This is a genomic window from Spirosoma flavus, from assembly GCF_054778555.1.
The window spans coordinates 1,505,506-1,529,812 of record NZ_BAAGZL010000001.1; the positions used below are offsets into that span (position 1 = coordinate 1,505,506).

Genomic DNA, 24,307 nt, shown 5'->3' on the forward strand with positions numbered 1-24,307 from the left:
TTGTCATTTATTTTTCGTCCAGCAAAATCATCCCGGTTCTCGTAATCCAGGCGTGAGTAGTGGCTTCGTACCGGTCGATCTGGTCGCCACCACCGTTCTGACGCGGGTCATTTTCCTGTTTCATCCAATTAGAAAGTCGCTGCTGCAAATCCTTTTTTATGGCTGAATACGTAGCGTTAGTAGCCTGATTTCGCAGATTATATGGGTCGTCTTTCAGAATGTACAACTCTTCGTCCGGGCGGCGGGCGAAACCTGCCGAAAACAGCGATTTTACCATGGGTTCGTTCCGATGATCCATCATGAACACTTTGGTAGGACCGCCATCCACATCGCCAAAAACTGAAGGTGTATTAGGCATTGCTTCATCACCAGCGGGCATGCGGTCGGGCCGGAAATTCCGAATGTACAGGTAATCTTTTGTGCGGATGGCCCGCATCGGATAACCGGCTCCGTAGTTGAACTGCGGCCGGCAGAGGCAATGACGTTCGCGTTCCAGAAAAACCTCCGGTCGATGAACAGTTTTCTCACCCGCCAGCACAGGCACCAGACTGATGCCATCCAATTGGGGCCGCTCCTGAATTCCTGCCCAATCTAAAAAGGTGGGCATCAGGTCAATCAGGTTTACGAAGGAATCGTTACGTTCGGGCTGTTTTACGCTATCGGAAAACCGACTGATGAGGAGTGGTACGTGCGTCCCATAATCATACAGATTCGCTTTGGCGTGCGGAAACGGCATCCCATTGTCCGAAGCCACCACAATGATGGTATTTTCCAGTCGACCCGATTTTTCAAGTTTTTCGAGCAGTTCGCCAATTTCGCGGTCTAATCGCTCCACTTCTGATAAATAATCTGCTACGTCATTTCTGACGTCTGCTACATCGGGCAAAAAAGCGGGTAAGTGAATTTTAGAGGGATCAATCCCCGTTTTTTTTCCATCGCCCAGATTGAACGGCCGGTGCGGATCGTTCGTGCCGAACCAAAAAAAGAAGGGTTGATCGTCTGGTAATTGAGCCAGCAACGTATCAAAATTTCTGGTTTTGCCCGCCGGATTTTCGGTGTACCCCATCTTCTTAAAATCGCCCGGCGCCCACCCTTTCCGGTCGAAAGCAACGGAATAACCGGCTTTGCTCAGCAATTGCACATACGTTGGAATCCGGTGATCGAGCCGCCCAACCAGATTGACACCTTCACCCAAATTATGCGGATAGCGCCCGGTCAGGATGCCCGCCCGTGAAGGAGTGCATGAGGGAGATGCACAAAAAGCATTCGTGAAAACAGTGCCGTGCTGCGCCAGTCGGTCGAGATTTGGCGTTCTCAACGTAGTGTCGCCGTAAACACTTGCATACGGGTAGCTCCAGTCATCGGCCAGAATGAACAGGATATTTGGAGGTGATGCAGCTGGTTTTGTACAGGAAAAAACCCCGACTATTGTCAGGCAAAACAAGCTATATAGTAAGGGTTTCATGCCGGGCAAAAGTTTGCAGAAACGTAACGCTGAAAGGATGCTGATGCGTCAGCATGTCCGTGTTACGTTCCCGCAATATACGTAGCAGACGCTTTTGAGTGCTACGTTACTTCGCAGAGATAATCAATGCTAATCCAAGAACGTAGCAAAAGCCCATTATCATCAGATATCGACCAGACGTAGTGGGTGCCTCCCGAAATTCACGCCATAAAAATACTCCCCACAGTACGGCAATAATCGTCGCGCCCTGGCCCAGGCCGTAACTGATTGCGTAACCGGCCGCACCCGATGCCAGTAAACTCGACGCCAAGCCTAAGCACCAGATCATTCCGCCCAACATACCAAGCTGGTGGCAACGGCGCTTAACGTCGGAGTAATAAATTTCGCTATCGGCAGGCTTGCTGGCAAAGCGACGTAGCAGCGGAAGAAACAGAGGAGTGCTGGCTACAACACCTACTGCAAATACCACTAAGGCCGTATATGGCGTCAGAAATCCCGGCGTTGGGTTTGTGTAGTCAATGGACATGGATTTCACCACAAAATAGAAGAAGAAACTCATTAGAAAACCTCCTATTAGCGAGATAATCAGGCCATTCATACTAATTGGCTGATTAGAACCTGCCTTTGAACGATAGGCCATAACACTAAAAACGACCGCTAGAAAAATGGCCAAAACCCCCGTCGACAGCAAGGGGACACTTCCGTCCGGCGCGAAAATATAATTGACCACGACCCCTAAAATCAGAGCCAGTCCAATACCGACAGGCATCGCTACCGACAGGCCTGCCAGTTCAATGCCTACTACAATCAGAATATTGGCAATATTAAAGATAACGCCACCAACCACAGCGTAGCCCAGACTTGTTGTACTGGCCTGACGAAAATCGGGTAGGAAAGCGCGTCCGTGGGAGCCAAAACTTCCGAGAGTAAAAGCCAAAAGCAGACTTAATAAGAGAATTCCATAGGTGTAATCGCGGTAGAAAATAGTAGTTGGAACTTTTGCGGCCGTTAGTTTCTGCATGTTGCCCCAGGAGCCCCAACAAAGCATAGTCAGAAAGCAGACCACTACAGCTAGCGGATAATAAGAGATGGTGAGCATGGAGGGAGAAGGATTAGGATAAGAAGTCAGTCAATCAACTGATAAAAGTATGCAATTAATAATAACAATAAACTAAAGAGATAAAATTATGAAAATGTGTAACTTGTGTTGTACTTATTAGTCAATATTATTAGTAAAAATTTAGCGCGTGAAACCAACCATGTCTTAATAATCGAGCCGTTTTATACAAATATCCCGGCGAGGATACGTATCAAAACCATTGTCCTGATACGTACCCTCGCCGGGATATTGCTACGTAATGAGTGTGCTTAAGAAAGCGCGTTTTCTAACGTTTTTTCAACGCCCGACGTCAGCATGGCGTTCAGGTATTCGGCTACGGCCTCAGTAAAACCAGGCAACGTTGTAAGGTCTGCCTGCCAGAGGGTTTTGTCGGAAAGAACACTTTTCACGAAGGCGTCTACCGTTGCAGGGGTAGCTTTTTTGACGGTTTTCCAGTCGCCGTAGAAATAGCCCGCTTTGTCATCGCGGATTGGGTACGTGAGCACACCGCCACCCGCTACGTTGATTTCACCGAAGAATTGCCCTTTTTCCTCACGTACCGCTTTCATAAACAGCAGATAAGCGGCAAAACCCAGTGCCGTGAGTTTGGGAACTGCATTGAATTTTTCGAAGTACCGCTGGATGCTCGCTACGTTACGTGCCTGCATTTTGGCTGTTTCCTGAAGCGATATATTCAGCAACAAATGGTCGAGGTGGGGGTTCCGGAACCGGTCGAGTACGTCATGAGCAAACTGAGTCACGGCTTCTTTGTCCATGCCTGGGATGCCATAATCTGGTACGGTGGGCACAATTTCGTTGAGCATGAGCGATTCGATAAACCGACTCATACTCGGGTGACGCATCTCGTCGGCAACGGTTTCCAGACCCAGCAGATAGCCCAACGGCATCGTCAGGGTATGCGAACCGTTCAGCACGCGAAGTTTGCGCTCCCGGTAGAAATTGATGTCTTCGTCAATGATAATTTGCGGAGTAGACGCATCCGCGAACGTGAGCGTTTGCCGAACCCGGTCATCGCCCTCAATAGCCCACAGGTGGTATGGCTCGGTGAAGGTTAGCAACTCATCTTCATAACCAGCTTCCTGCTGCAGCGCTTGCTTGGCCTCTTCGGTTGGGCGCGTCACAATGCGGTCGACAAGCGAGTTACAGAATCGAACGTGGAATTTGAGCCACTTGGTAAACAGTTTTCCCAGCTCGTTGAATTCCGACAGTTTTTCAACGGCTTCGCGCAGTTTAAGACCATTGTCGGTAACGAGTTCGGTTGGAATCACCACTAAACCTTTGGCACGTGATCCACCTACACTTCGAAAACGCTCATACAGAAAAGCCGTCAGTTTAGCCGGAAACGACTGGGGAGGCTGCTGAAAAATGCTTTCTTCGACGTAGTTCAAACCTACTTCGGTCGTGTTCGAGATTACAATTTGAAGTTTAGGATTCCGGGCCAGCATCAGGATTTCTTTCCACTGAGTTTGTGCGGCCAAAACCCGACTGACAGCTGACACAATCGTTGTTTCGGAAACCGGCTGCCCTTGCTGAACACCCCGAACGGCAACCGTATACAAATTATCCTGTTGAGAAAATTCGTCGGTCTGTCCATCCGTCGATTTTACAATAACGATGGAGCCACCAAACCGTCCGGCTGCGTTGGCTTTCTGGACCAGATAATCGGGCAGGCCACGTAGTAAAACACCAGTGCCAAACTGGAGAATTTTCTCAGGAAAGACAGGCGCTGGATGTATCGAACGGGTTAGTTTTGACATGGTCGGCTGGGTGACTTTTTGCTCAGCAAGCATTGATTTAATTAACTATAAATAAAGTTGAACTCTATTTTTTTCATATTTCAGCAATATTACGAACTACTTGGCTAACCGACTTACCTAGACGTACCTAATTTATCAAATGCCCAATGAAGGGTTACTTTGAGTCGATACGTTACCAATAATCAGTACGTAGTTAAGCATACACTGACAAATCTATCGTTTCAATTTTCCCGACGTATCGCCACTCGCCAGGGTTTCTACTTCGGCTATCGTTGCCAGATTTACATCGCCAGGAATGGTATGTTTCAGGGCCGATGCGGCTGCACCAAACTCAACGGCGCGTTGCAAATCATTAAACGTCAGCAAACCGTAAATCAATCCCGCTACGTAGGCGTCGCCTGTACCGATACGGTCGGTGATTGGTCGAATGTCGTGTAACCGCGACTTGTATACGCTTTGTCCGTCAAAAAGTTTGGCCGACAACTGATTATGTGACGCTGTGACCGAATTTCGTTTGGTATCGGTAACGTATCGAATGTTCGGGAAGCGCTTCATCATGGCGCGGCCCGCTTCCTGAAACGTACTGCCTACTACGTTGTAGAGATCCGAAAAAAGTCCTTTGCTGCCGAGTATCAACGTACAGCCTTCGGTAAGTGCAGGCATGATTTCCTGCGGACGACGACCGTATTGCCAGAGATTACTCCGGTAAACAATATCGGCCGATACCGGAACCCCCAGCCGATTGGCCGTTTGAATGCCTGCCAGCAGACAATCCGCGGCTCCCTGCGATAACGCTGGTGTAATGCCCGTCCAGTGAAACCAGTCGGCGCCCTGTAAAATGGATTCCCAGTCGATATCGCTGGGTGTAATTCGGGCAAACGCCGAATCGACTCGATCATAAATGATCTGACTGGCTCGACTACCCGCGCCTGTTTCTAGAAAATAAAGCCCTAGCCGCCCGTCGCCGTACCGAACGTATTGTGTATCAACGCCATATTTACGGAGGTAGCCCGCAGCCGCCCGACCTAGTGCATGATCAGGAAACCGCGTTACGTGGGCAGCCTGGAAACCAAACTGAGCCAGCGACACACCGACATTGGCTTCAGTTCCCCCAAAATGCATGGTCAATGAATCGGCCTGAGTGAACCGTTCGACACCGGGCGGACTTAACCGAAGCATCACTTCGCCAAACGTAATAATCTTCATTTGTTTAGGTTAATAGAAGGTCGATACGACACTAGATTGTAAGCCTGGAAAAGTTCCGAAATTAACGACCTGAATAACAATAAATTATTCTAATTTCTTAGCTTTTTCTTCGTACATCTGTGCATAGTTGCCGGATTAAAGATAATCTACGAACGGCCAATCACCGACCAATGACGGCTTTGCTCTAATTCTTCAGCTTTAACGGGTTCCAGTTTTGGTAATATCAAGTGAATGATAATCAGAGCCACTAAATACGAACAGCTGGCGATGGCAAACATATGCAAATAACCAAACGACGTAATGATACGTCCCGACAGCAAGGCCAGCAGAATGCCTCCAACCGCTCCGAACATGCCACCAATGCCTGTCACCGAAGCTACTACGTTCTTGGGGAATAAGTCGGAAGCGAAGGTGTACATGTTGGCCGACCATCCCTGATGGGCAGCCGTTGCCAGCGATAACAGCGCAATGGCTACGGGTAAACTGCTGGTTCGGGCGGCAAACAAAATCGGGACTACACACAGGGCACAAATAAGCAAGGTTGTTTTCCGGGCGCGGTTGGCCGACCATCCCCAGCTCATGAACTGCGTACTGAGCCAGCCAAAAAAAATACTCCCGGCGTCTGATACAATATAGATAATCAGGAAAGGCACACCGAATGTTTTCAAATCGAGCTTCTGGTCGAACGCGTCGTTTGAGTTAAAGAAATCGGGGAGCCACGACATATAGAACCACCAGATAGGATCGGCCAGAAATTTACCTACCGCAAATGCCCAGGTTTGTTTATACCCCAGCAGCTGCGCCCACGATACTTTGATAGGCGGTATTTTTTCCTGGTCACTACGTATGTAAGCCCGTTCGTTGCTGCTGAGTCTGGGATGGCGCTCGGGTTTGCTGTACGTCAGCCACCACAAAATCAGCAGCCCAAAACTAAGCAGGCCGGTCACCAAAAATGAACTGCGCCAACCAAATTGGAGAATCAGGTACGGAGCAAACAGGGCGGTCAGAATAATACCGATGTTGGTACCGGCATTAAACAGACCATTGGCAAAGGATCGCTCAGTACGGGGAAACCACTCAGCCACGGTTTTAATCGACGATGGAAAATTAGCCGACTCGCCCAGCCCCAGCACCGCCCGCGCCCAGCGCAGACCCGTTATGTTTTTTACAAAAGCCGACAAAACTCCAGCAATGCTCCAGATCAGAATCCCCAACGCAAAGCCCCGTCGGGTACCAATCTTGTCGATCAGCCAGCCCGCGATCAGTAATCCAATGGCATACGCGAATTTGAAAGCGGCATCTACATCGCCGTAAAGCACTTTAAATCGATCGGTAGCTTCTTTGGTGAGAACCGCATTGGGGGCCATATCGAGCATTTCTTTTCGAAATAACTCGTCGGTCATCGTGAACGACAGTACTTGCCGGTCTATATAATTAATGGTTGTTGCCAGAAACAACAACGCTACAATGCGCCAACGAAAGCGCCCCGAAGTGGTTGGCGTAAGCAAAACAATAACTGATAAGTTGGGGAGAAAAGAAGATTTAGCTGCTTATTTACCCGAAAAAGAGAGATGGATGAGTGATGAACAATGAATGATGAAGGGTCTGCCGTAACGGTTTGCTAGCATCATCATAACGTATCACTTATCGGTCATTACTGCTCACTTATCACTAAATACTTATGCTTGAACAAACCTGGCGGTGGTTCGGTCCGAATGACCCCGTATCGCTCAATGATGTCCGGCAGGCGGGGGCCACCGGAATTGTAACAGCTCTGCATCACATTCCAAACGGCCAGGTATGGTCTGTTGAAGAAATTAAAAAGCGGAAGACCGAAATCGAGACTAACCAGTTGACCTGGTCGGTGGTCGAAAGTATTCCGGTTCACGAAGCTATTAAAACGCAAACGGGCGACTACCGCCAGTACATCGAAAACTACAAGGAATCTATCGTCAATCTGGCGGAAGCAGGTATTGATACGGTCTGCTACAATTTCATGCCCGTCCTCGACTGGACACGTACCGATCTCGATTTTCCCATGCCCGACGGTTCGACTGGATTACGTTTCGACGCCACTGAATTTGCCGCTTTTGAGTTGTATATTCTCCAGCGGCCCGGTGCCGAATACCTGTACAGCGATGAGCAGAAAAAGCGGGCACGTACCAAACTCGATTCGATGGCCGATGCCCAGGTGAAGCGTCTGGTACGTACCATCATTGCTGGATTACCCGGTTCGGAGGAAAGCTACACGGTGGAGAAGTTCCGGGACGCGCTTGCTACGTATAAAGATACCGGCGACCACGAACTACGTCAGAATTTATACTCGTTTCTTCGTGAAATTGTGCCGGTTGCCGAGTCGGTTGGCGTTCGGCTGGCCATTCACCCCGACGATCCTCCGTATCCGATCTTGGGTTTGCCCCGGGTGGTTAGTACGGAAGCCGATGCGCGGGCCTTGCTGGCTGCTGCTACGTCGCCCGCCAACGGAATTTGCTTCTGCACAGGGTCTTATGGCGTCCGGGCCGATAATGATTTGGCGGGTATGGCTGAACGGCTTGGCCCAAGCATCCACTTCATTCATCTACGTAGCACCGAACGTAACGCCGACGGCAGTTTCCAGGAAGCTAATCACCTCGAAGGCGACGTACCAATGCCCGGCGTTATGCGCGCCCTCCTGAACGAACAGAAACGTCGGCAGACGGAGGGACGTAGCGACACCCGAATGCCCTTCCGCCCCGATCACGGCCACCGCATGCTCGACGATCTAACCTCCGGCAAACGTACCAACCCCGGCTACACCGCCATTGGCCGGTTGCGCGGGCTGGCTGAACTACGTGGGTTAATGCTTGGGTTATCGAGTTAGTAAAGGCCCTAGCTCTGGCTGTTAGAGTCGCAAAGCGACAAACCATCCGGCGGTTCCGACAGCCAGAGCCTGTCGGGGCCTTCCTGACGACTATCGTCTAATTTTCGTACCTTGATCTGTCAAAATCGCCTGATGATGGAAGCTACCAACAAGTCCAAACGTACTCCTCTTACTGCTGAACAAAAACAGCGTCGGGCCGAGCGCGCCCGACTGCTGAAATCGCTCGTCTACGAAATGTGGGACGGGAAGCCGGTGTATTATGCTGGCTACGAAGATGTCCTGAAGGGGACAAAAACAGTAGAGCAGGTCATGAGTTCGAGTTTATTTCAGGGAATTTTAGTTGCCAGATTAGTTGCTTAGATAAGCAATCATATTGATTCAGAAAAATATGCAATTGCTACAAACGAATTGGGCGTTCAGTTCAAAAAAAGCGACTGGCGTGCTTGTGACGTAGCAATCTTTACCCATCAGCAGCTTGAAAACGAAGATTGGGATAAATACGCCTGGGTGCCGCCAAAAATTGCTATTGAAGTAGATACCAAAGCAGACTTGAGTCAATTTGATTCTGATTTCGAATACTACGAAAAGAAAACAACAATACTGCTTCAGTTTGGAGTTGAAAGGGTGATTTGGCTCTTCACGAAATCTCGTAAAGTCTGGACTGCTGAATCTGGCAAAGATTGGATTATTCGAGACTGGAGCCGGGTAGTCGACGTACTACCCGGCTGCCAGTTTATACCCGACGAACTGGTCGCTAAAAAATAAGCAGTAAGTTGATTATCGACTTACTGCTTATACACCTTCCCGTCTTTCATCACAAAGCGAACCGCTTGCAGGGTTTTGATATTCTGAATGGGGTTTTCATCTACGGCAATAATGTCAGCCATTTTGCCGGTTTCAATCGAGCCGATTTGTGTGTCCAGACTGAGTAGTTTAGCATTGGTCATGAGGGCTGCCTTAATCGCTTCGACAGCTGGCATACCGGCTTCGACCATGTACTCGAATTCCTTAGCGTTATAGCCGTGAATAAATACGCCTGCATCGGTACCAAACGCAATTTTTACGCCTGCTTTGTACGCTTTGCCAAACGTCGCCTGAATTTTCGGACCAATCGCCAGCGCTTTGGGCGTCACTAAGGCTGTATAATATCCAAAATGCTTAGCCGAATCGGCCACGGTTTTTCCGGCAATGATCGTCGGGACGTAGTACGTACCGTGCTTTTTGAAAAGCTCGATAGTTTCGTCATCCATATACGTACCGTGTTCGATTGTCTGAACACCCGCCCGAATTGCCCGTTTCATGCCTTCGGCTCCATGCGCGTGAGCTGCTACCGCATAGCCATAATCTTTAGCAGCATCGACCACTGCTTTTACTTCTTCTTCCGTAAACTGCGGTCCTGAGCCGTCTTTGGCGTTACTCAAAACACCACCAGTCGCTGTAATTTTAATCAGGTCAGAACCATCCTTATAGCGTTGGCGGACCGCTTTTCGGGCATCTTCGGGGCCATTAATTACGCCGTCTTCAGGGCCCGGATCACCCATAAGATCTTTTCGATAGCCGTTCGTTGGATCGGCATGCCCACCCGTTGTCGCAATAGATTTTCCAACCGTGAGCACCCGAGGGCCTTCAACCAAGCCAGCATTAATGGCATTTCGCAACGATACGTTAACACCCGAACCACCCAGATCCCGTACGGTCGTAAAACCAGCCAGTAAGGTTGTTTTTGCAAAGCGTGCTGCCCGGTAAGCAACATCTGCCGGATTGCTGGTAAACCCATCAATAGCTCCCCCGCGTCGGGTCTGGCTTTCCAGATGGACGTGCATGTCGATCAGGCCAGGGAGAACAGTCTTGTTTTTGAGGTCAATCGCCTGATCCTTTCCGGAGGGAGCCGTGTATCCTTTCTGTAAAGCTGTGATTTTATTACCCTCTACTACAATGGTCATCTGGGGCTGCAACGTATTGCTGATGCCATCGAAGAGGTTTCCGCAGTGGAGCAGCGTGCGTTGTGCAAAAAGGGGAGAAGCCAGTAATGATAGACTGGCTAGCAGGTAGATTTTTTTTATCATAGTAGTTAGGAACGGCGCAAAAAAAGGCCGCAACGTATCAAGTTACGGCCTGAAAATACTGAAAAATAGTTATAAAGTTGTAGGGTTATAAGGTTGTAAAGTTAGCGGACGCATTCTTAGTCTTCCGGCGTCAGCCAACTTTATAACCCTACAACTTTGCAACTCTACAACTTACTTACCTGTACTACTGCTTTCTTGGATTCAGTAGTTGATGTAGCTTCCGGGTAAGGCGTCACCTCACGTAGTACTACCTTGTAAACCTCGTTTGCCAACGTAACGCCCGTCGAATCGGGACGTTTATTTTCCCTGTTCTGAAGATCAGGACCCAGAATCAGTTGTACCGTTTTCGAATCGGTATCTTTCGACAGGTTTACCTGTACTTTAGCTTGTCCTGCCCATACGCAGGTGACGTTTGCCGGGCAGCGGCTATCCTGAATCGATTCGACATGAACGACTATTTGTGAACCAATTCGGGCTGATTGATCCGTACCAAGTATGACCTTATCGGCTGGTGGAACCTGATCAGTTGCTTGAGAGTCGCCCGATTTGCAGGAGAAGACAGTTATCATTCCTGCGGCAAGAAATCCAATTAATCGCGTTGATAACGTTATCATTTTCTTTTACTTTTTCTTTAAAGACCCTGATACCGTAATAACCGTTGGCAAGGGTAACTTATTTTTTCACAATGACACCGTCGGCCATGAACGTTATGGCTTTTTCGGGCTCGGTTATTTTCTCAATTTCCTCCTTCGATTTCCCCGCATCTTCGGCAAAGTGACGAAGTTTGGCTACGGGCGTGGTGGTAGTTTCGGCCAGCCCCTCTACTACAACGGTTTTACCTTCAATGTCTTTGGGAACAAAAAAAGCGTAGTCTTTAAACATAACCCGCATCGTTTGACCATCGCCAGTTTTCACGTTCATCCAGCAACCCTTCACCTTACAAACAGACTCAACGGTACCTTCGACTTTGGTGTTCATTTTCTCTTTATCGCCCATCTTGCTAGCTAACTGCGTGGCCGGTATAGCACCAGATTCGGTAATTTTTTTACCATGATAGCTAGACTCCTGTGCCGAAGCGCTCCAGGAAATGGCAATGAACAGACTGAAAATCAAGAACTTTTTCATTCGTCTTTTACGTATTTAGTGCGTTTGTCTGGATACGTACCGATCTATGCATCTATTTTGCGTCGGCACATTATATTTACTCAAAAGTACGGATTTTCTTATAACCATGCTACCAACCGCCACTGATCTAAAACAGCAGTTAGCTTCTGAATGTCAACAATTTATTGCCGTAATCAATTCCGTATCTGAGCACGAGTTTCAGTTGCACGTAGCCGATAAATGGTCGATAGCTGAGGTGACGCAGCATTTGTATCTGTCAGCGCGCCCGGTGGTACGGCTCATGACGGGCCCGCGCGAGGTGCTTCGGCAATGGGACAGCTTAGACGTAGCATCGCATACGTATCAGGAACTGAAATCGAATTACGAAAAGGTACTTGCTTCGGGAATGAAAGCCCCAGCCAATATGACCCCAAGAACCGAAGATGCTGATGTAGCTAAAAATGAACTCGTGAAGCGTTTAATGGATGTTTATCAGGCGCTTATGGACGCAACTGCTACGTGGTCAGAAGAGGAACTTGATACGTACTGTATACCGCACCCAGCTTTGGGGAAACTGACGGTGCGTGATATGCTGCTATTCACCTGTATTCATACGCAGCATCATCTTCAGCTTCTGCCTATGCAGCGTAGTGCTGACAACAGTACTCACATTAATAATAAAGCAGAGACGTAGCGGATATTTGTACACGCTACGTCTCTGCTTTATAAATCAGAAGGTAAATCAAGCAAATTTTTATTGCTTCAACTGCTCGATCAGGGCTGCAATCTGCTCGGTCGACGTAGCAGGGAAATTGGCAATCCGAATCTGCGATTCTTTAAACTTACCGTAACCACTGCCCACAATCATGTGATTCATTTTGGCAGCCGCAATGACTTCGGCGGCAGGTTTCTGCGTGTTGGCAACAATGACGGTTTGCGAACGATGGCGCTCCTGTTTAACGAAGGGCTGAAACGCATCGGAGCTATCGAGAAACTTATAAATAGTACGGGCCCTCTCTTCGGTCTGTTTACGAATCGTTTCGATACCAATCCGGTTGAAATCTTCGGCGATTTTTCCCAGCAGATAAATAAACAATACGTTAGGCGTGGCCGGCGTCTCAAAGGTTTTGTAGTGTTTCCAGAGCGTTGGTAACGTATGGTGTGCACCAATGTTGAGTGAGTCACTTTTTTGTAACCGTTCGGCTTTGGCCAGACAGGCTTCGCTGGCAATCCAGACGCCAAGACCAGCAGGCATACCGAACGCTTTTTGTACCGAAAAAAACGCAGAATCAATTATGCTAAAGTCCAGGTCGGGGTAGGGAGCTGATGATACCATATCGACGCAGAACAGCTTTTTCGGGTATTTACGCTTTAGTTTATGAATCTCCGACGTCTTCATCTGTACGCCTGACGACGTTTCGTTATGAGTCAGACAAACCACTTCAGCGTATTCGGGAACCTGAACTTCGGCAGCGTCGAAGCCCTCGCCAAACGGTTTTTCCAGTACGTCTGTATGCTTGTGAAGCGCATTGGCATAGTCGTAAAACTTCTGCGAAAACGACCCGTTGACCAAATGAAAACTCTCGAATTCGACGCAGTTCAGCAGCATACGTTCCCAGACTTCGGAAGCCGAACCCATAAAGAAAATCCCGTGCGTATCCGGAATTGACAACAAGGTTCGAAGCTGTTCGTCGGTAAACTTATAAATATCCCGAAACCGCTGGCTCCGGTGCGAAATCGACCCAATCTGTTCATCCATCGCCACCTGAAGGTGCTGATAAAATGTCGGATAAAGTTCTGCCGGGCCCGGAGTGAAGTATGTGTTTGTCATGTGTAAAGAGCGAAAGAATGCAAGAGTGAAAGAGCGAAAGCGCTGAGTAGACGCTCTTTCACTCTTTCGCTCTTTCACTCTTTAATATAATAGTCTAAACTTAATCGTATTATCAATCTCCTTCAATTCCTGAACCACCTCGTCAGCATATTCTTTCGCAACGTCGGTGATTACGTACCCGATTTTTTCATTGGTTTTCAGGTATTGACCGTGGATATTGATGTGGTATTTGGCGAAAATGCTGTTCATTTTGGCCAGAATACCCGGTACGTTGTCGTGGATGTGCAGCAGACGGTGCGCGCCTTTCAGCAGCGGCAATTGAAGTTCGGGGAAATTCACGCTTCCGTACGTACTACCGTTGTTGATGTATTCGAGGAGTTTAGCCGGTACAAAATTGCCGATATTTTCCTGCGCTTCTTCGGTACTGCCACCGATGTGGGGTGTCAGTATTACGTTGGGAATGGTACGTAGCGTACTCATAAATTCCTCATTGTTGGTCTTAGGCTCGTTCGGGAAAACGTCGACACCAGCTCCATACACTTTACCACGTTCCAGCGCATCGACCAACGCTGGGATATCGACAATGTGACCGCGTGACAAATTCAGGAAAATAACCCCGTTTTTCATCAGCGAGAATTCGCGGTAGCTGATCAGGTTTTTGTTCTCTTTACGTCCGTCGGTGTGCAGGCTGATAATGTCGGCAATCGCGAGTAGTTCGTCCAGCGATTTACATTTGCGAGCATTACCCAGCGCCAGTTTATCGACAATGTCGTAGAAGTAAACTTCCATCCCCAGCGCTTCGGCTACCACCGATAGTTGCGTACCGATGTTGCCATAACCCACTAGTCCCAGCTTTTTACCACGAACTTCAAAGCTGTTCTTCGCCGATTTATCCCAGCCGCCTTTGTGCATCAGGTTGCTTTTCGGTACAATGGAACGTATCAGCATGATAATTTCGCCAATGGCCAGCTCAACCACCGAGCGCGTGTTGCTATACGGCGCGTTGAAAACGGCAATGCCTTTTTGCGTGCAGGCATCCAGATCAATCTGGTTGGTGCCGATGCAGAATGCACCCACCGTCATCAGCTTATTGGCGTGTTCGAGCACTCGCGCCGTTACGTTCGTTTTCGACCGGATTCCCAGAATCGATACGTCCTTAATGGCTTCGATGAGTTCGTCTTCATCGAGCGCGCCTTTCCGGATCTCTACCTTAAACCCTTCCTGCTCAAATAATTGTACGGCTACTGGATGAACGTTCTCCAGCAAGAGAACTTTGATTCGGCTCTTGGGATATGACTGACTGCGACTCAAGTTGTTGTGATATAAAAATTCATCGAGCGAAGGCGCTACGTGGTCGGCTTTTTCGACTACGCGAGGGCGCATTACGTTCTCGGTGAACGCGTAAAACCGATTGGCAAGTCCTGATGCTTTGATTTCATAATCCGTATACCCATCGCCAATCACGTAAACCTCACCGTCGAGATTCAGGTTGCGTATCACCTGCGATTTCCCACCATTGGCCGATAACGGATTTTCGGCATCAAAACCGACTATGGCGCCCGTTTCGTCGAACTCAAACGTATTGGCAAATACATTCTCGGCCCGTACGCCCAGCGACGTAACGATAGGAACAATGAACTCCTTGAACCCATTCGACACTACGTATATATGCTCGGCGTTTTCGGTCAGGAAATTTTTATTACGTGTAAATGAATCGGAGATTTTGCCCATCAGATTTTCGATGAGGGCTGGCAACTGGGTCTTATGCGCCTTCAACAAATTCAGCCGAAGATTGAGCGATTCGGTAAACGAAATCTCGCCCGACATTCCCCGGTCGGTGATGGTTTTAATCTGATTCAATGCGTCATCGCGGTCGGGCCGACCAGCGAGTGAGATTTCGCCCAATACGTCGAGGGCCTCCACTTTGGTGAAGGTGCTGTCGAAATCGATGATGTAATACGTCTGTTCCAGTGGTTTGGTGAGCATGATCGAAGAGCTTATTCAGACTCTTTATTTAGATGTTCTAACAAGTGTTCCAATTTGGCGCGAAGGAGCGGCATATCCTGCTGGATTACTGCCCAGATAATATCGTAATCAATACCAAAGTATTCATGAACGATTACGTTACGAATGCCTGTCAATACGCGCCATTCAATATCAGTAAAACGGCTCTTGGTGTCTTCAGATACGTGATTAGAAGCTTCACCAATGATTTCAATCAGCCGGGTTAGGGCAAGCTGGAGTTTTCGGTCGAGGATATAGTCTTCATAAACGGTATTTTCTACAAATTCCTGAATTTCAGTAACCGCGTTAAGCATGTGCTGAACCCGCACTTGTTCACTTATCCGCTTTTTCATAAATCAGAGTTTTATCCTGATCAATGTAGGGTTTTATGTATGGGGAAAGACCATTGGCTGAGACAAGGTCTACCGTTTGATGAAGTAAATCTTCTAATTGGTGCTTCATTCGGATGAAATCGAATAACGAAACCCTAGGCTCTAATTCAACTAAAATATCAAGATCACTTGTCTCTGTTGCTTCTCCGCGCGCCTGAGAGCCAAATAGATATGCTTTTTTGACCGGCTGTGTGCCAAAATATTGCTGTATGGCTGCCTGTTGTTGAATCATAGCTCGTCCTGTTTAGTTAAAAACGCCAGCGCCCGCTCTTCCGACCATGATGTTCCCTGTATGCCACCATTTTTTGAAGGGAAGCCACAGTGACCCCCTTGTTCGGGAAACTCCATCCAGACGTTCGGTAGTTCCCGGGCCAACGTATCAGGGAAGCATTCGGGCGATAAAAACGGGTCGTTGCGAGCATTCACAAGCAACGTCGGAACGGCGATTTTTGGGATGAATTGTAATGAACTACTACGTGTATAGTAATCCGTTACGTCCCGAAACCCATTCATCGGCGCCGTAAACAAATTATCAAATTCGCGGATGTTACGTGCTTTAATTACGGCATCGGTCGGAAAGACGCCCGGCATCAAGGCGGCTTTCTCCATGACCTTTCGTTTCAGTGTTCGGTTAAATCGATAGTTATAAACCAGGCTATCCCACCGCTCAAGCCGCTGAGCCGAACCCATCAAATGAACCGGAACCGAGAAAACGACTGCTTTTTTAATGGCCGGATTAATGTGTCCACTCTGTTCACCCAGGTACTTCAGCGTTACGTTACCACCCGCACTGAATCCCATCAGGTAAATCGTCTGATAGCCTTTCTGAATGGCGTAGTTGATAACGTAGTGTAAATCGCTCGTTTCGCCAATATGGTAAAACCGCTGCTGTCGATTCATCTCGCCACTGCACGACCGGTAATGCCATGCCAGGCAATCGATACCATTTCGGTTCAGGTGACGTACCATCCCGGCCAGATATTGACTCGTTGAACTCCCCTCAAGGCCGTGGGAAAGGATGGCAAGGGGTGATAGCGAATGGTTGCTTACGCCAGCTAATTCATCATTAGTATAAGCCCAGTCCAAATCCAGGAAATCGTCATCGGGTGTTTCGATACGTTCGCGGACGTAGGCGGTTGGTACCTTGCGAAAGAGCGAGGGAATAATGGTTTGCAGGTGGCCGTTCCACAAACGGGCAGGCGGCTCATAACTCGATGGGGCAATCAGCGGCATTCCAGACGCGGTCGATTGAAGCCGCAAAGGTAAGGATTCCGAAACTTAGAAGCTTGCTAAATCCTAAAAAACAACATTTTCGAATTTCTTTTTGCTGGGGTTGCCACTTTACAGGGCCAATTCCTTCTCCGTTACAATTGTCAGTACTTCCGTATCTGTGAGTCGCTGGGCCAGGCCAAGCGTTTTTGGCACTTCGTAGTGGAAGAAAAACTTCATCGTGTGAATCTTGCCTTCGTAAAAAGCCAGCTCATCGCCCGCCGGATTTTTCGTGAGTAAGGCTTGTTTAGCCACAATAGCCTGCTTGAGCCACTGCCAGGCTACTACGACAATGCCGAACATTTCCAGAAACAACGTAGCATCGGCTAAGTAACGTTCTACGTCGCCTTTTTGGGCGTGGGGCATTAGACTTTGCATGACGTCCTGCGTTCGCTTTAGTTCGGCGGTAAGGCTCTCGGCGTAGGGTTTCAGGTCGTCGAGGGACGTAGCATCGGCGATGGTTTTGCTCATCTCAGCAAACAGCAATTGAGGTGCCTTCCCCCCTTTCATCGTCATTTTACGACCCAGCAAGTCCTGCGCCTGAATACCTGTAGTGCCCTCATAGATGGGTGTAATCCGAATGTCGCGGTACAGTTGCTCGACTGGAAAATCTTCTGTAAAGCCATAACCACCAAACGTTTGCACGCTCTGGCTCACCGACTGCACGCCCATTTCAGACGGGTATGATTTAGCCACCGGCATCAGCAGATCGAGCAGGAGAAACGCATTTTCCTTTTCATCGCCCTCGGCTACCTGACTGATGTCGTAGAGCCGGGCGGCTTCGAGCAACAGCGAAAGCGATCCTTCTACAACGGACTTCTGAAAAAGGAGCATCCGGCGCACGTCGGGGTGGTTGATGATAAAAGTCTGGGGTGCATCCAACAGGTTCTTTTCGTTCAGACGACGGCTCTGCGGACGCTCTTTTGCGTATTGCAGGGCGGCATAATACGCGGCTGTAGCAATGGCCGTAGCCGTCATGCCAACGCCAATACGGGCCTCGTTCATCATCTGAAACATATAAGGAAGCCCCTGGTGAGGTTCGCCAACCAAATAACCAATCGTGTTGTCGTTCGAGCCCATCGTCAGGTGCATGGCTGGTACGCCTTTCTGCCCCATTTTGTGGTAAACCCCGGTGGATACTACGTCGTTATCGACAAAATTGCCCTGTTCATCCTGCCGGTATTTGGGTACCACAAACAGGGAAATACCTTTGGTACCTTTGGGCGCTCCGTCGATACGTGCCAGCATCAGGTGAATAATGTTGTCGGCTGCGTCGTGATCGCCCGCTGAAATGAAGACTTTCTGCCCTTTGATTTTATAAGCTCCGGGGATTCCGTTGGGTAGGGGTGTGGCAGAGGTCGTTACGTCGGAAAGTGATGAACCTGCCTGAGGTTCAGTGAGGGCCATTGTTCCCTGCCAGGTACCTGTCAGCAAATTTGGTACGTATCGCTCGCTCAGTTGAGGTGAGCCGAAGGCGGTAATCAGGTGGGCGGCACCCGATGTCAGACCCGTGTACATCATCCCGTTATTGGCCGCCATCAGAATAAAACTGGCGGATGAACTGATCATTTCGGGTAGTTGCTGACCACCGTGCTCGAACGAAAATCCTGCACCAATCAGGCCCGATTCGCCCATAGCCTGCAGATACTCCTTTATTTTCGGATGCACAGTTACCTGACCGTTTTTGAGTTCCGGCTGGTTTTTGTCGATTTCCTTAAGGTAAGGATACATTAACGTATCAGCAATGTAAGCGGCCGAATCGAGTACCATGTTAAAGGTCTCGCGGTCGTGCGCACTGAAGTACTCGTATTTGGTTAGCTCTTCGGCTTTAAAAACTTCGTGCAACAGGAAATGAAGATTGCGTTTGCTGAAATAGGTCGTTGCCATGTCGGTTTAGGCGTAATATCGAAATTGAAATTTAGTCAAAAATAGAGAATGTTCAGCGGGTAAAGCGCGTATATAGCTCGTTTGGTAAACTGCAACTCTGTAATCCTTTGTTAGTTTATTACGTTAAGTTGAACGCTACGTTGCACTTGGCTGAAGCGTAGCAAGTTTGGTACGTATTTTGAATTGTGCTGGACTAAAAAACTAACATTCTTATTTCGTCGTTTATAGACGTAACAAACAAACCAACTTTTTACACATGAAAACCCCGTTTTTAGTACTTGCTTTTTTATTGGCTATGGTCTCATTGGTGCAGGCGCAGGACAAGAAACCTGCTAGTCCGAAGATGACCGCCGAAAGCCCCGATAAGAATATCAAGGTTGTTTATGGCCAGCCTTCCAAAAAGGGTCGGGTTGTTTTCGGCCCTGAAGGCTCGAGCAGCCTCGAAAAATATGGCAAAGTATGGCGCACGGGCGCAAACGAAGCCACTGAAATTACGTTTAAAAACGACGTAATGTTCGGTGGTAAAATGGTGAAGGCTGGTACGTATACGCTGTTTACCATCCCCGGCGAAAAAGAGTGGAGTGTTATCCTGAACAGCACGCTGGGTCAGTGGGGCGCCTATGATTACGAGAAGATTAAAGGTACTGACGTAGCGTCGATAAAAGTGCCTGTGTCGATGAACAAAACGCCGATTGAGAAGCTGACCATCACGCCATCTAACTCTAGTGTGGCTATTGCGTGGGACAACATGACCATCTCAGTGCCGGTTATGAAACATAATTCATAAAAAACACCGCTTTCAGTAAACGTAGTCTCCGGTAAATGTTCTTTTGCCGGAGACTATTTGTTTTTAGAGCCGTAATAAGTAGCTTTTATCAAAAATTCATCCCATAAGTCAACCTAGTTATGCTCCACCGATTTACTATCCTTCTTTTCTTATTGTTTGCTGTTTTGAGCCGTGGGAGCAGTCAGGGGGTAGCCCCTAAAAAACTGCTGATTTATTACGGATATCCCTCCAAAATTAACAGCCTGACCACTAGCTCGCAGAGTGCAGCCAACGAGTTCAGCCGGTATGACTACGTAGTATGGCCCGATAATATTGAAGATGCTGGTGTAAATGCGGATGAAAAAAATAAGAGTAAAATCATTCTTGACCTGATTAACGCCAACACAAAAGTGTATGGCTACGTGAGTTTGTCGATGAAAATAGCGTCTCCATTGGCGGCATCGGTTATTGAAGCGAAACTCACGCGAATGAAAGAGTTTGGTTTTAAAGGAGTTTTGTTCGATGAATGTGGATACGTAGATGGAGTCACGCGGAGCAGACTGGCTACGGCGGTTAATTCCGCGCATCAGAAAGGGCTTGCAGTCATGGCTAATACGTTGTATTCTACTTGTCTGTTTGATAACGCCTACAATTCCGTTTACAACCCATCGAGCTTACCGACTCCATTTACCATGCAGGATGGTTATCTATTTGAAAGTCAAGTTGTTATAAATGGAAATTACTTTCGCTTCGCGGGCGAAAATGGTAGTCAATATGACGAATGGGATTTTTGGCGGGCCAAGTCTGATACGTTACGTCAGTTTCAGAAACAGCTTAATTTCAAGGTTTTTTCCATTACTACGCCCGATTATTTTAGTACGTACGACCAGGCCAAATATCACTTCGCCTGGTACTGTGCCTGGCTTTGGGGCCACGAAGCTACGGGTTGGAGCGAACAAAATTATAGCTCGGATGCTGCTGGTAATACGTCGCCAAACACAGCGCCTTATCGAACGCCACCCGCGGGCATTACTAATCCGGGTAACCGATTTCTGACGGAATTTGCCCGAAACGGAAATGAGCATTTTCGATTCACGAATACGGGGCGAATTTTTGCCAATACACACACCAAACAGGCTGGTTTTACGTCCTGTGGCACGGTAGTTAGCCAGCAGAACGGCAATTGGACAAATGCCGCCAGTTGGGCGGGGAACCGCGCCCCGTATCCGTGCGATATAGCTGCGATACAATCCGGACAGGCGATTTCGGTGGGTGATTCAGTTACGGCTCGTAAGCTGTTGATTCAGAGTAACGGGAGGTTGTTATATAGTCCATCGGGCAAGATAAATTTAGTGGGAGATTAAGACGCTACGTTCCAGGCAAAGCGAAAATTAACAGGCCACAGCCCAACTATTTTGAGCCGTTCTCCAACGAATTTTGGCTTACAGGAGTCTTAATTCAATCCACAGGATAACAGTTTTAAGCTTTTCTTAAATAAAATCACCCTAAGTGGTTAACAAACAAACGTTTATCGCGTTATTTGCATAAACGCCCAACTCGTTATTTATGATGAAACATTACTTACTGTATATACTGTTCGGCTTAGTCGTATTGCCAGCCTGTGGGCAGGGCCTTACCGACTACTACCGGATCCCCGAACAAAGTCCCCAAAACAATCGGCTGGTGGCCCGTTATGGGGGACCTTCCATCCGGAATCGCTGGTACGTTGCCCTCGACGGTTTTATGCGAACAGACCGGGCTCAAATCGATAATGCAGAAAACGGCCTCATCACCAGCGATCTCGTTGGTAAACCCGGTTTGGGTGTAACGCTGGGCTGGGTATATCGTGAGCGGTGGGCGCTCGAAGCAGGCTACGCCCGAATGCCTATCCATACGCAGGTAACTATCAACAATACGACTCCTCCGCTGGGTTATCGGAATACCGATAATCGTAGCTCTTTCGTGGTACGTGGAAAACGTCTTCTGCTCTCAACCAGTAAGCCCTGGTTACGTTCGGGGTTCTGGGTAAGCGGGGGTATGTGGGTGGTTCCAGGCAAAGACCAGCCGGATAATCACTACGCAGTGACAGGATATCGGTATCAGGGTCGTTGGGAAGCCACGGAAGCGTTTAAAATGGTGACGGTTACGAAAACCAATCCCGAAATGACAACCATGGCCGAACTGGGAGCCGAGTATAATATTCGCCTGAGTAACGCCATTGATTTGGGCATAAACGTTCGTAAATTCTGGGGGTTAGGCAATGCGTCTACCACCGACGTAACGTATCTGGCAAATCGGACCGTAACTCAGCAGGCGCAATTACAGGCTAGTGGCACAGGCATGAATTATGGCCTAACGCTACGTTATAATTTTTCCATAAAACGCAGCGTAACCAACGTACTGGACGTACAGGGCAAAAAACAACGCATTCTATAAACCGACTAATTCCCTCTATTTGATACAACAATTTACATTTTTAGAAAAGTAGGCGGCTGGAATGACCGCCTTTTTTTATGGGCTTTGATAGTCATCGGTTATCAGAGACCATTGTCAACTAATGACTATTACCCAAACGCTTGTATACTCATGAAACGGTTACCTTTTTTTTCCTTTTTTGCTGGATTGTTAACCTTACAAACGGTGTTCGCCGAGGTACGTTTGCCGAATGTATTCGGGTCGCACATGGTTCTGCAACGCCGGAAACCGGTGCCAATCTGGGGCTGGGCTGATGCAGGGGAGAACGTAACGGTTTTGCTGAATAACCAGTCTAAAAAGATCAAGGCCGGTAAAGATGGGAAGTGGCAGGTACTGCTCGACGCGATGGAAGCGGGTGGGCCATATCAGTTAGTGGTAAAAGGTAAAACGAATGCCGTTACGTTCGATGATGTACTATTGGGCGAAGTGTGGGTTTGCTCTGGGCAGTCGAATATGGAGTGGCCGCTTAGTGCCGCGTCGAATGCCAAAACCGAAATTCCGGTGGCTAACTTTCCAAATATCAGGCAGTTGTTAGTGAAGAAATCCCTTAGTCTGACTCCTAAAGATAATATCGACGGAAACTGGAGCGTATGCACTCCAACGACAGCGCCTGCGTTTACCGCCGTTGGTTATTTCTTTGCCAAGCAGCTTCAGCAAGATCTCAACGTACCAATTGGTCTCATCAATACGTCCTGGGGTGGTACGCATTCCGAAACCTGGACTAGTCGCGAAGCCATGCTACGTGATCCCGAACTGAACCCAACAGTGGTCGATCTGCCATCCAGTTTTTCGGCGACGGAGCAGAAACTAAATGGGCGGCTGAAGCAGCTGATACAGGAGAAACAAGGGGGCGTATTGCCAACGTCTGCCGAAGAGAAAACATGGGCTGGCCTGAATGTAAGCGATAGCCAGTGGCAGACAATGAATCTGCCCAGGAACTGGGAATACGAAGGAGGCTTACCCAACTTCGACGGCGTAGTCTGGTTTCGGCGAGAAATAACCATTTCGAATGATGCTGACCTGGAAAATGCTACGTTATCGCTTGGTACTATTGATGATGGAGATTCAACTTTTGTGAATGGTGAGCTAGTGGGAGCCATTAATCAGTATAATTCATCCCGATCTTACAGGATAGCCGACGGTATTTTAAAACCGGGCCGCAATGTGATTGCCGTTCGGGTAAAAGATACGGGTGGCCAGGGTGGTTTTACGGGGGAGGCCAGCGCTATGGTGCTGTCGGCCAACAAACTGAACGTACCGCTGGCAGGCAATTGGCGTTATCAGATTGCAAAGGTCCAGCAGTCGGTTGGCGGAGGTCCTAATGCCTATGGTACGTTGTTGTTCAATGCTATGCTGAACCCGCTGATTCCGTATGCCATTGCTGGCACGATCTGGTATCAGGGCGAATCGAACGCGGGCCGGGCGTTTCAGTATCGCAAATCGTTTCCGCTTATGATTCAGGACTGGCGGCAGCGCTGGGGCTATGATTTTCCGTTTCTATTTGTGCAACTGGCCAGTTTCAATGCAGCCAACGGCGATAGCAGACATGGCAGCACCTGGGCCGAATTGCGGGAAGCCCAGACCATGACCCTCAAATTGCCCAACACAGGTATGGCCGTCACGTCGGATATCGGCGAGCGGTCGGATATTCACCCAAAAAACAAGCAGGATGTAGGTAAACGGCTGGCGGCCGAGGCTATACGGGTGGCCTATCCGCAGTCGGGTACGGATATGGGTAACGTATCGCAGGGGCCGATGGTTGAGACTATGAGTGTTTCGGGCAATCGGGCTACGATTACGTTCAAAAACGCGGGTAACAGTTTATGGGCGAAGGACAAATATGGCTACGTAAAAGGATTTGAAGTTGCTGGCTCAGATCAGAAATTCTACTATGCCAAAGCTGAAATTCAGGGGAATACCGTTACTGTTCACGCCGATTCGGTAGCGGCACCTGTAGCCGTTCGATACGGATGGGCTGATGACAACGGCGACGTCAATCTGTATAATCAGCAGGGATTTCCGGCTGTTCCTTTCCGCACCGATACCTGGAAAGGCATTACCGAAGCCGCTAAATTCGGCGATCAGTAATGGCTTGGACCAATCAA

22 protein-coding genes are annotated in these 24,307 nt (G+C 48.5%); 8 read left to right on the forward strand and 14 right to left on the reverse strand.

What is annotated here, in order from left to right; all coding sequences use genetic code 11:
- Positions 1-7 precede the first annotated feature (7 nt).
- The 5 genes from ACYVF1_RS05775 to ACYVF1_RS05795 all read right to left on the reverse strand — a co-directional run bounded on the left by ACYVF1_RS05775 (position 8) and on the right by ACYVF1_RS05795 (position 7,056).
- A complete protein-coding gene (locus tag ACYVF1_RS05775) occupies positions 8-1,465 on the reverse strand; it encodes a sulfatase family protein (protein WP_461076516.1) in 1,458 nt (485 codons plus the stop codon).
- Positions 1,466-1,571: 106 nt separating this feature from the next.
- Positions 1,572-2,564, reverse strand: a complete 993-nt coding sequence (locus tag ACYVF1_RS05780) for a GRP family sugar transporter (RefSeq protein WP_461076518.1) — start codon at positions 2,562-2,564, stop codon at positions 1,572-1,574.
- A 269-nt stretch (positions 2,565-2,833) separates the two neighbouring features.
- Complete coding sequence (locus ACYVF1_RS05785; RefSeq protein ID WP_461076520.1) at positions 2,834-4,342, reverse strand: tagaturonate reductase; 1,509 nt, start codon at positions 4,340-4,342, stop codon at positions 2,834-2,836.
- Positions 4,343-4,555: 213 nt separating this feature from the next.
- Positions 4,556-5,548 carry a PfkB family carbohydrate kinase gene (locus tag ACYVF1_RS05790; protein ID WP_461076522.1) on the reverse strand — a complete coding sequence of 331 codons (993 nt, stop codon included), beginning with the start codon at positions 5,546-5,548 and terminating at the stop codon, positions 4,556-4,558.
- A gap of 146 nt (positions 5,549-5,694) precedes the next feature.
- Complete coding sequence (locus tag ACYVF1_RS05795; protein ID WP_461076524.1) at positions 5,695-7,056, reverse strand: MFS transporter; 1,362 nt, start codon at positions 7,054-7,056, stop codon at positions 5,695-5,697.
- Between the two features lie 173 nt (positions 7,057-7,229).
- Between ACYVF1_RS05795 and uxuA the strand changes: the two genes are divergently transcribed.
- The 3 genes from uxuA (at position 7,230) to ACYVF1_RS05810 (ending at position 9,173) form a co-directional block, all read left to right on the forward strand.
- Positions 7,230-8,408, forward strand: a complete 1,179-nt coding sequence (gene uxuA / locus ACYVF1_RS05800) for a mannonate dehydratase (RefSeq protein ID WP_461076526.1) — start codon at positions 7,230-7,232, stop codon at positions 8,406-8,408.
- 111 nt (positions 8,409-8,519) lie between these two features.
- Positions 8,520-8,768: a hypothetical protein gene (locus ACYVF1_RS05805; RefSeq protein ID WP_461076528.1), complete on the forward strand. Its 249-nt coding sequence runs from the start codon at positions 8,520-8,522 to the stop codon at positions 8,766-8,768.
- Between the two features lie 48 nt (positions 8,769-8,816).
- Positions 8,817-9,173, forward strand: a complete 357-nt coding sequence (locus ACYVF1_RS05810; RefSeq protein WP_461076530.1) for a hypothetical protein — start codon at positions 8,817-8,819, stop codon at positions 9,171-9,173.
- Between the two features lie 20 nt (positions 9,174-9,193).
- On the opposite strand, the gene ACYVF1_RS05815 is transcribed toward ACYVF1_RS05810, so the two are convergent.
- The 3 genes from ACYVF1_RS05815 to ACYVF1_RS05825 form a co-directional block, all read right to left on the reverse strand.
- Positions 9,194-10,471: a metal-dependent hydrolase family protein gene (locus tag ACYVF1_RS05815; RefSeq protein ID WP_461077817.1), complete on the reverse strand. Its 1,278-nt coding sequence runs from the start codon at positions 10,469-10,471 to the stop codon at positions 9,194-9,196.
- A gap of 167 nt (positions 10,472-10,638) precedes the next feature.
- Entirely contained in the window at positions 10,639-11,088 is a 450-nt protein-coding gene (locus ACYVF1_RS05820; RefSeq protein WP_461076532.1) for a hypothetical protein, read from the reverse strand.
- A 58-nt stretch (positions 11,089-11,146) separates the two neighbouring features.
- Complete coding sequence (locus ACYVF1_RS05825) at positions 11,147-11,599, reverse strand: DUF4920 domain-containing protein (RefSeq protein WP_461076534.1); 453 nt, start codon at positions 11,597-11,599, stop codon at positions 11,147-11,149.
- A gap of 106 nt (positions 11,600-11,705) precedes the next feature.
- Between ACYVF1_RS05825 and ACYVF1_RS05830 the strand changes: the two genes are divergently transcribed.
- On the forward strand, positions 11,706-12,272 hold the full coding sequence (locus ACYVF1_RS05830) for a DinB family protein (protein ID WP_461076536.1): 567 nt from the start codon (positions 11,706-11,708) through the stop codon (positions 12,270-12,272).
- A gap of 60 nt (positions 12,273-12,332) precedes the next feature.
- On the opposite strand, the gene ACYVF1_RS05835 is transcribed toward ACYVF1_RS05830, so the two are convergent.
- The 6 genes from ACYVF1_RS05835 to ACYVF1_RS05860 all read right to left on the reverse strand — a co-directional run bounded on the left by ACYVF1_RS05835 (position 12,333) and on the right by ACYVF1_RS05860 (position 18,961).
- Positions 12,333-13,409 (reverse strand): aminotransferase class V-fold PLP-dependent enzyme, encoded by a 1,077-nt coding sequence (locus ACYVF1_RS05835; protein WP_461076538.1) that lies wholly within the window; start codon positions 13,407-13,409, stop codon positions 12,333-12,335.
- Positions 13,410-13,490: 81 nt separating this feature from the next.
- A complete protein-coding gene (serA, locus tag ACYVF1_RS05840; protein ID WP_461076540.1) occupies positions 13,491-15,395 on the reverse strand; it encodes a phosphoglycerate dehydrogenase in 1,905 nt (634 codons plus the stop codon).
- Between the two features lie 11 nt (positions 15,396-15,406).
- Positions 15,407-15,766, reverse strand: coding sequence for a HepT-like ribonuclease domain-containing protein (locus tag ACYVF1_RS05845; RefSeq protein WP_461076542.1), 360 nt, complete (start codon positions 15,764-15,766; stop codon positions 15,407-15,409).
- Positions 15,747-16,037 (reverse strand): type VII toxin-antitoxin system MntA family adenylyltransferase antitoxin, encoded by a 291-nt coding sequence (mntA, locus tag ACYVF1_RS05850; protein WP_461076544.1) that lies wholly within the window; start codon positions 16,035-16,037, stop codon positions 15,747-15,749. Before mntA ends, ACYVF1_RS05845 begins: the two co-directional genes overlap by 20 nt.
- A complete protein-coding gene (locus ACYVF1_RS05855; RefSeq protein WP_461077819.1) occupies positions 16,034-17,038 on the reverse strand; it encodes a YheT family hydrolase in 1,005 nt (334 codons plus the stop codon). Before ACYVF1_RS05855 ends, mntA begins: the two co-directional genes overlap by 4 nt.
- A 108-nt stretch (positions 17,039-17,146) precedes the next feature.
- Positions 17,147-18,961: an acyl-CoA dehydrogenase gene (locus ACYVF1_RS05860; RefSeq protein ID WP_461076546.1), complete on the reverse strand. Its 1,815-nt coding sequence runs from the start codon at positions 18,959-18,961 to the stop codon at positions 17,147-17,149.
- Positions 18,962-19,217: 256 nt separating this feature from the next.
- Between ACYVF1_RS05860 and ACYVF1_RS05865 the strand changes: the two genes are divergently transcribed.
- The 4 genes from ACYVF1_RS05865 to ACYVF1_RS05880 all read left to right on the forward strand — a co-directional run bounded on the left by ACYVF1_RS05865 (position 19,218) and on the right by ACYVF1_RS05880 (position 24,290).
- Positions 19,218-19,748 carry a DUF2911 domain-containing protein gene (locus ACYVF1_RS05865; RefSeq protein ID WP_461076548.1) on the forward strand — a complete coding sequence of 177 codons (531 nt, stop codon included), beginning with the start codon at positions 19,218-19,220 and terminating at the stop codon, positions 19,746-19,748.
- Positions 19,749-19,867: 119 nt separating this feature from the next.
- Positions 19,868-21,091, forward strand: a complete 1,224-nt coding sequence (locus ACYVF1_RS05870) for a hypothetical protein (RefSeq protein WP_461076550.1) — start codon at positions 19,868-19,870, stop codon at positions 21,089-21,091.
- Positions 21,092-21,293: 202 nt separating this feature from the next.
- The gene (locus ACYVF1_RS05875) at positions 21,294-22,163 is read left to right on the forward strand and encodes a hypothetical protein (RefSeq protein ID WP_461076552.1); all 870 of its coding nucleotides are present in this window, start codon (positions 21,294-21,296) and stop codon (positions 22,161-22,163) included.
- Between the two features lie 150 nt (positions 22,164-22,313).
- On the forward strand, positions 22,314-24,290 hold the full coding sequence (locus ACYVF1_RS05880) for a sialate O-acetylesterase (RefSeq protein ID WP_461076554.1): 1,977 nt from the start codon (positions 22,314-22,316) through the stop codon (positions 24,288-24,290).
- Positions 24,291-24,307: the final 17 nt, after the last annotated feature.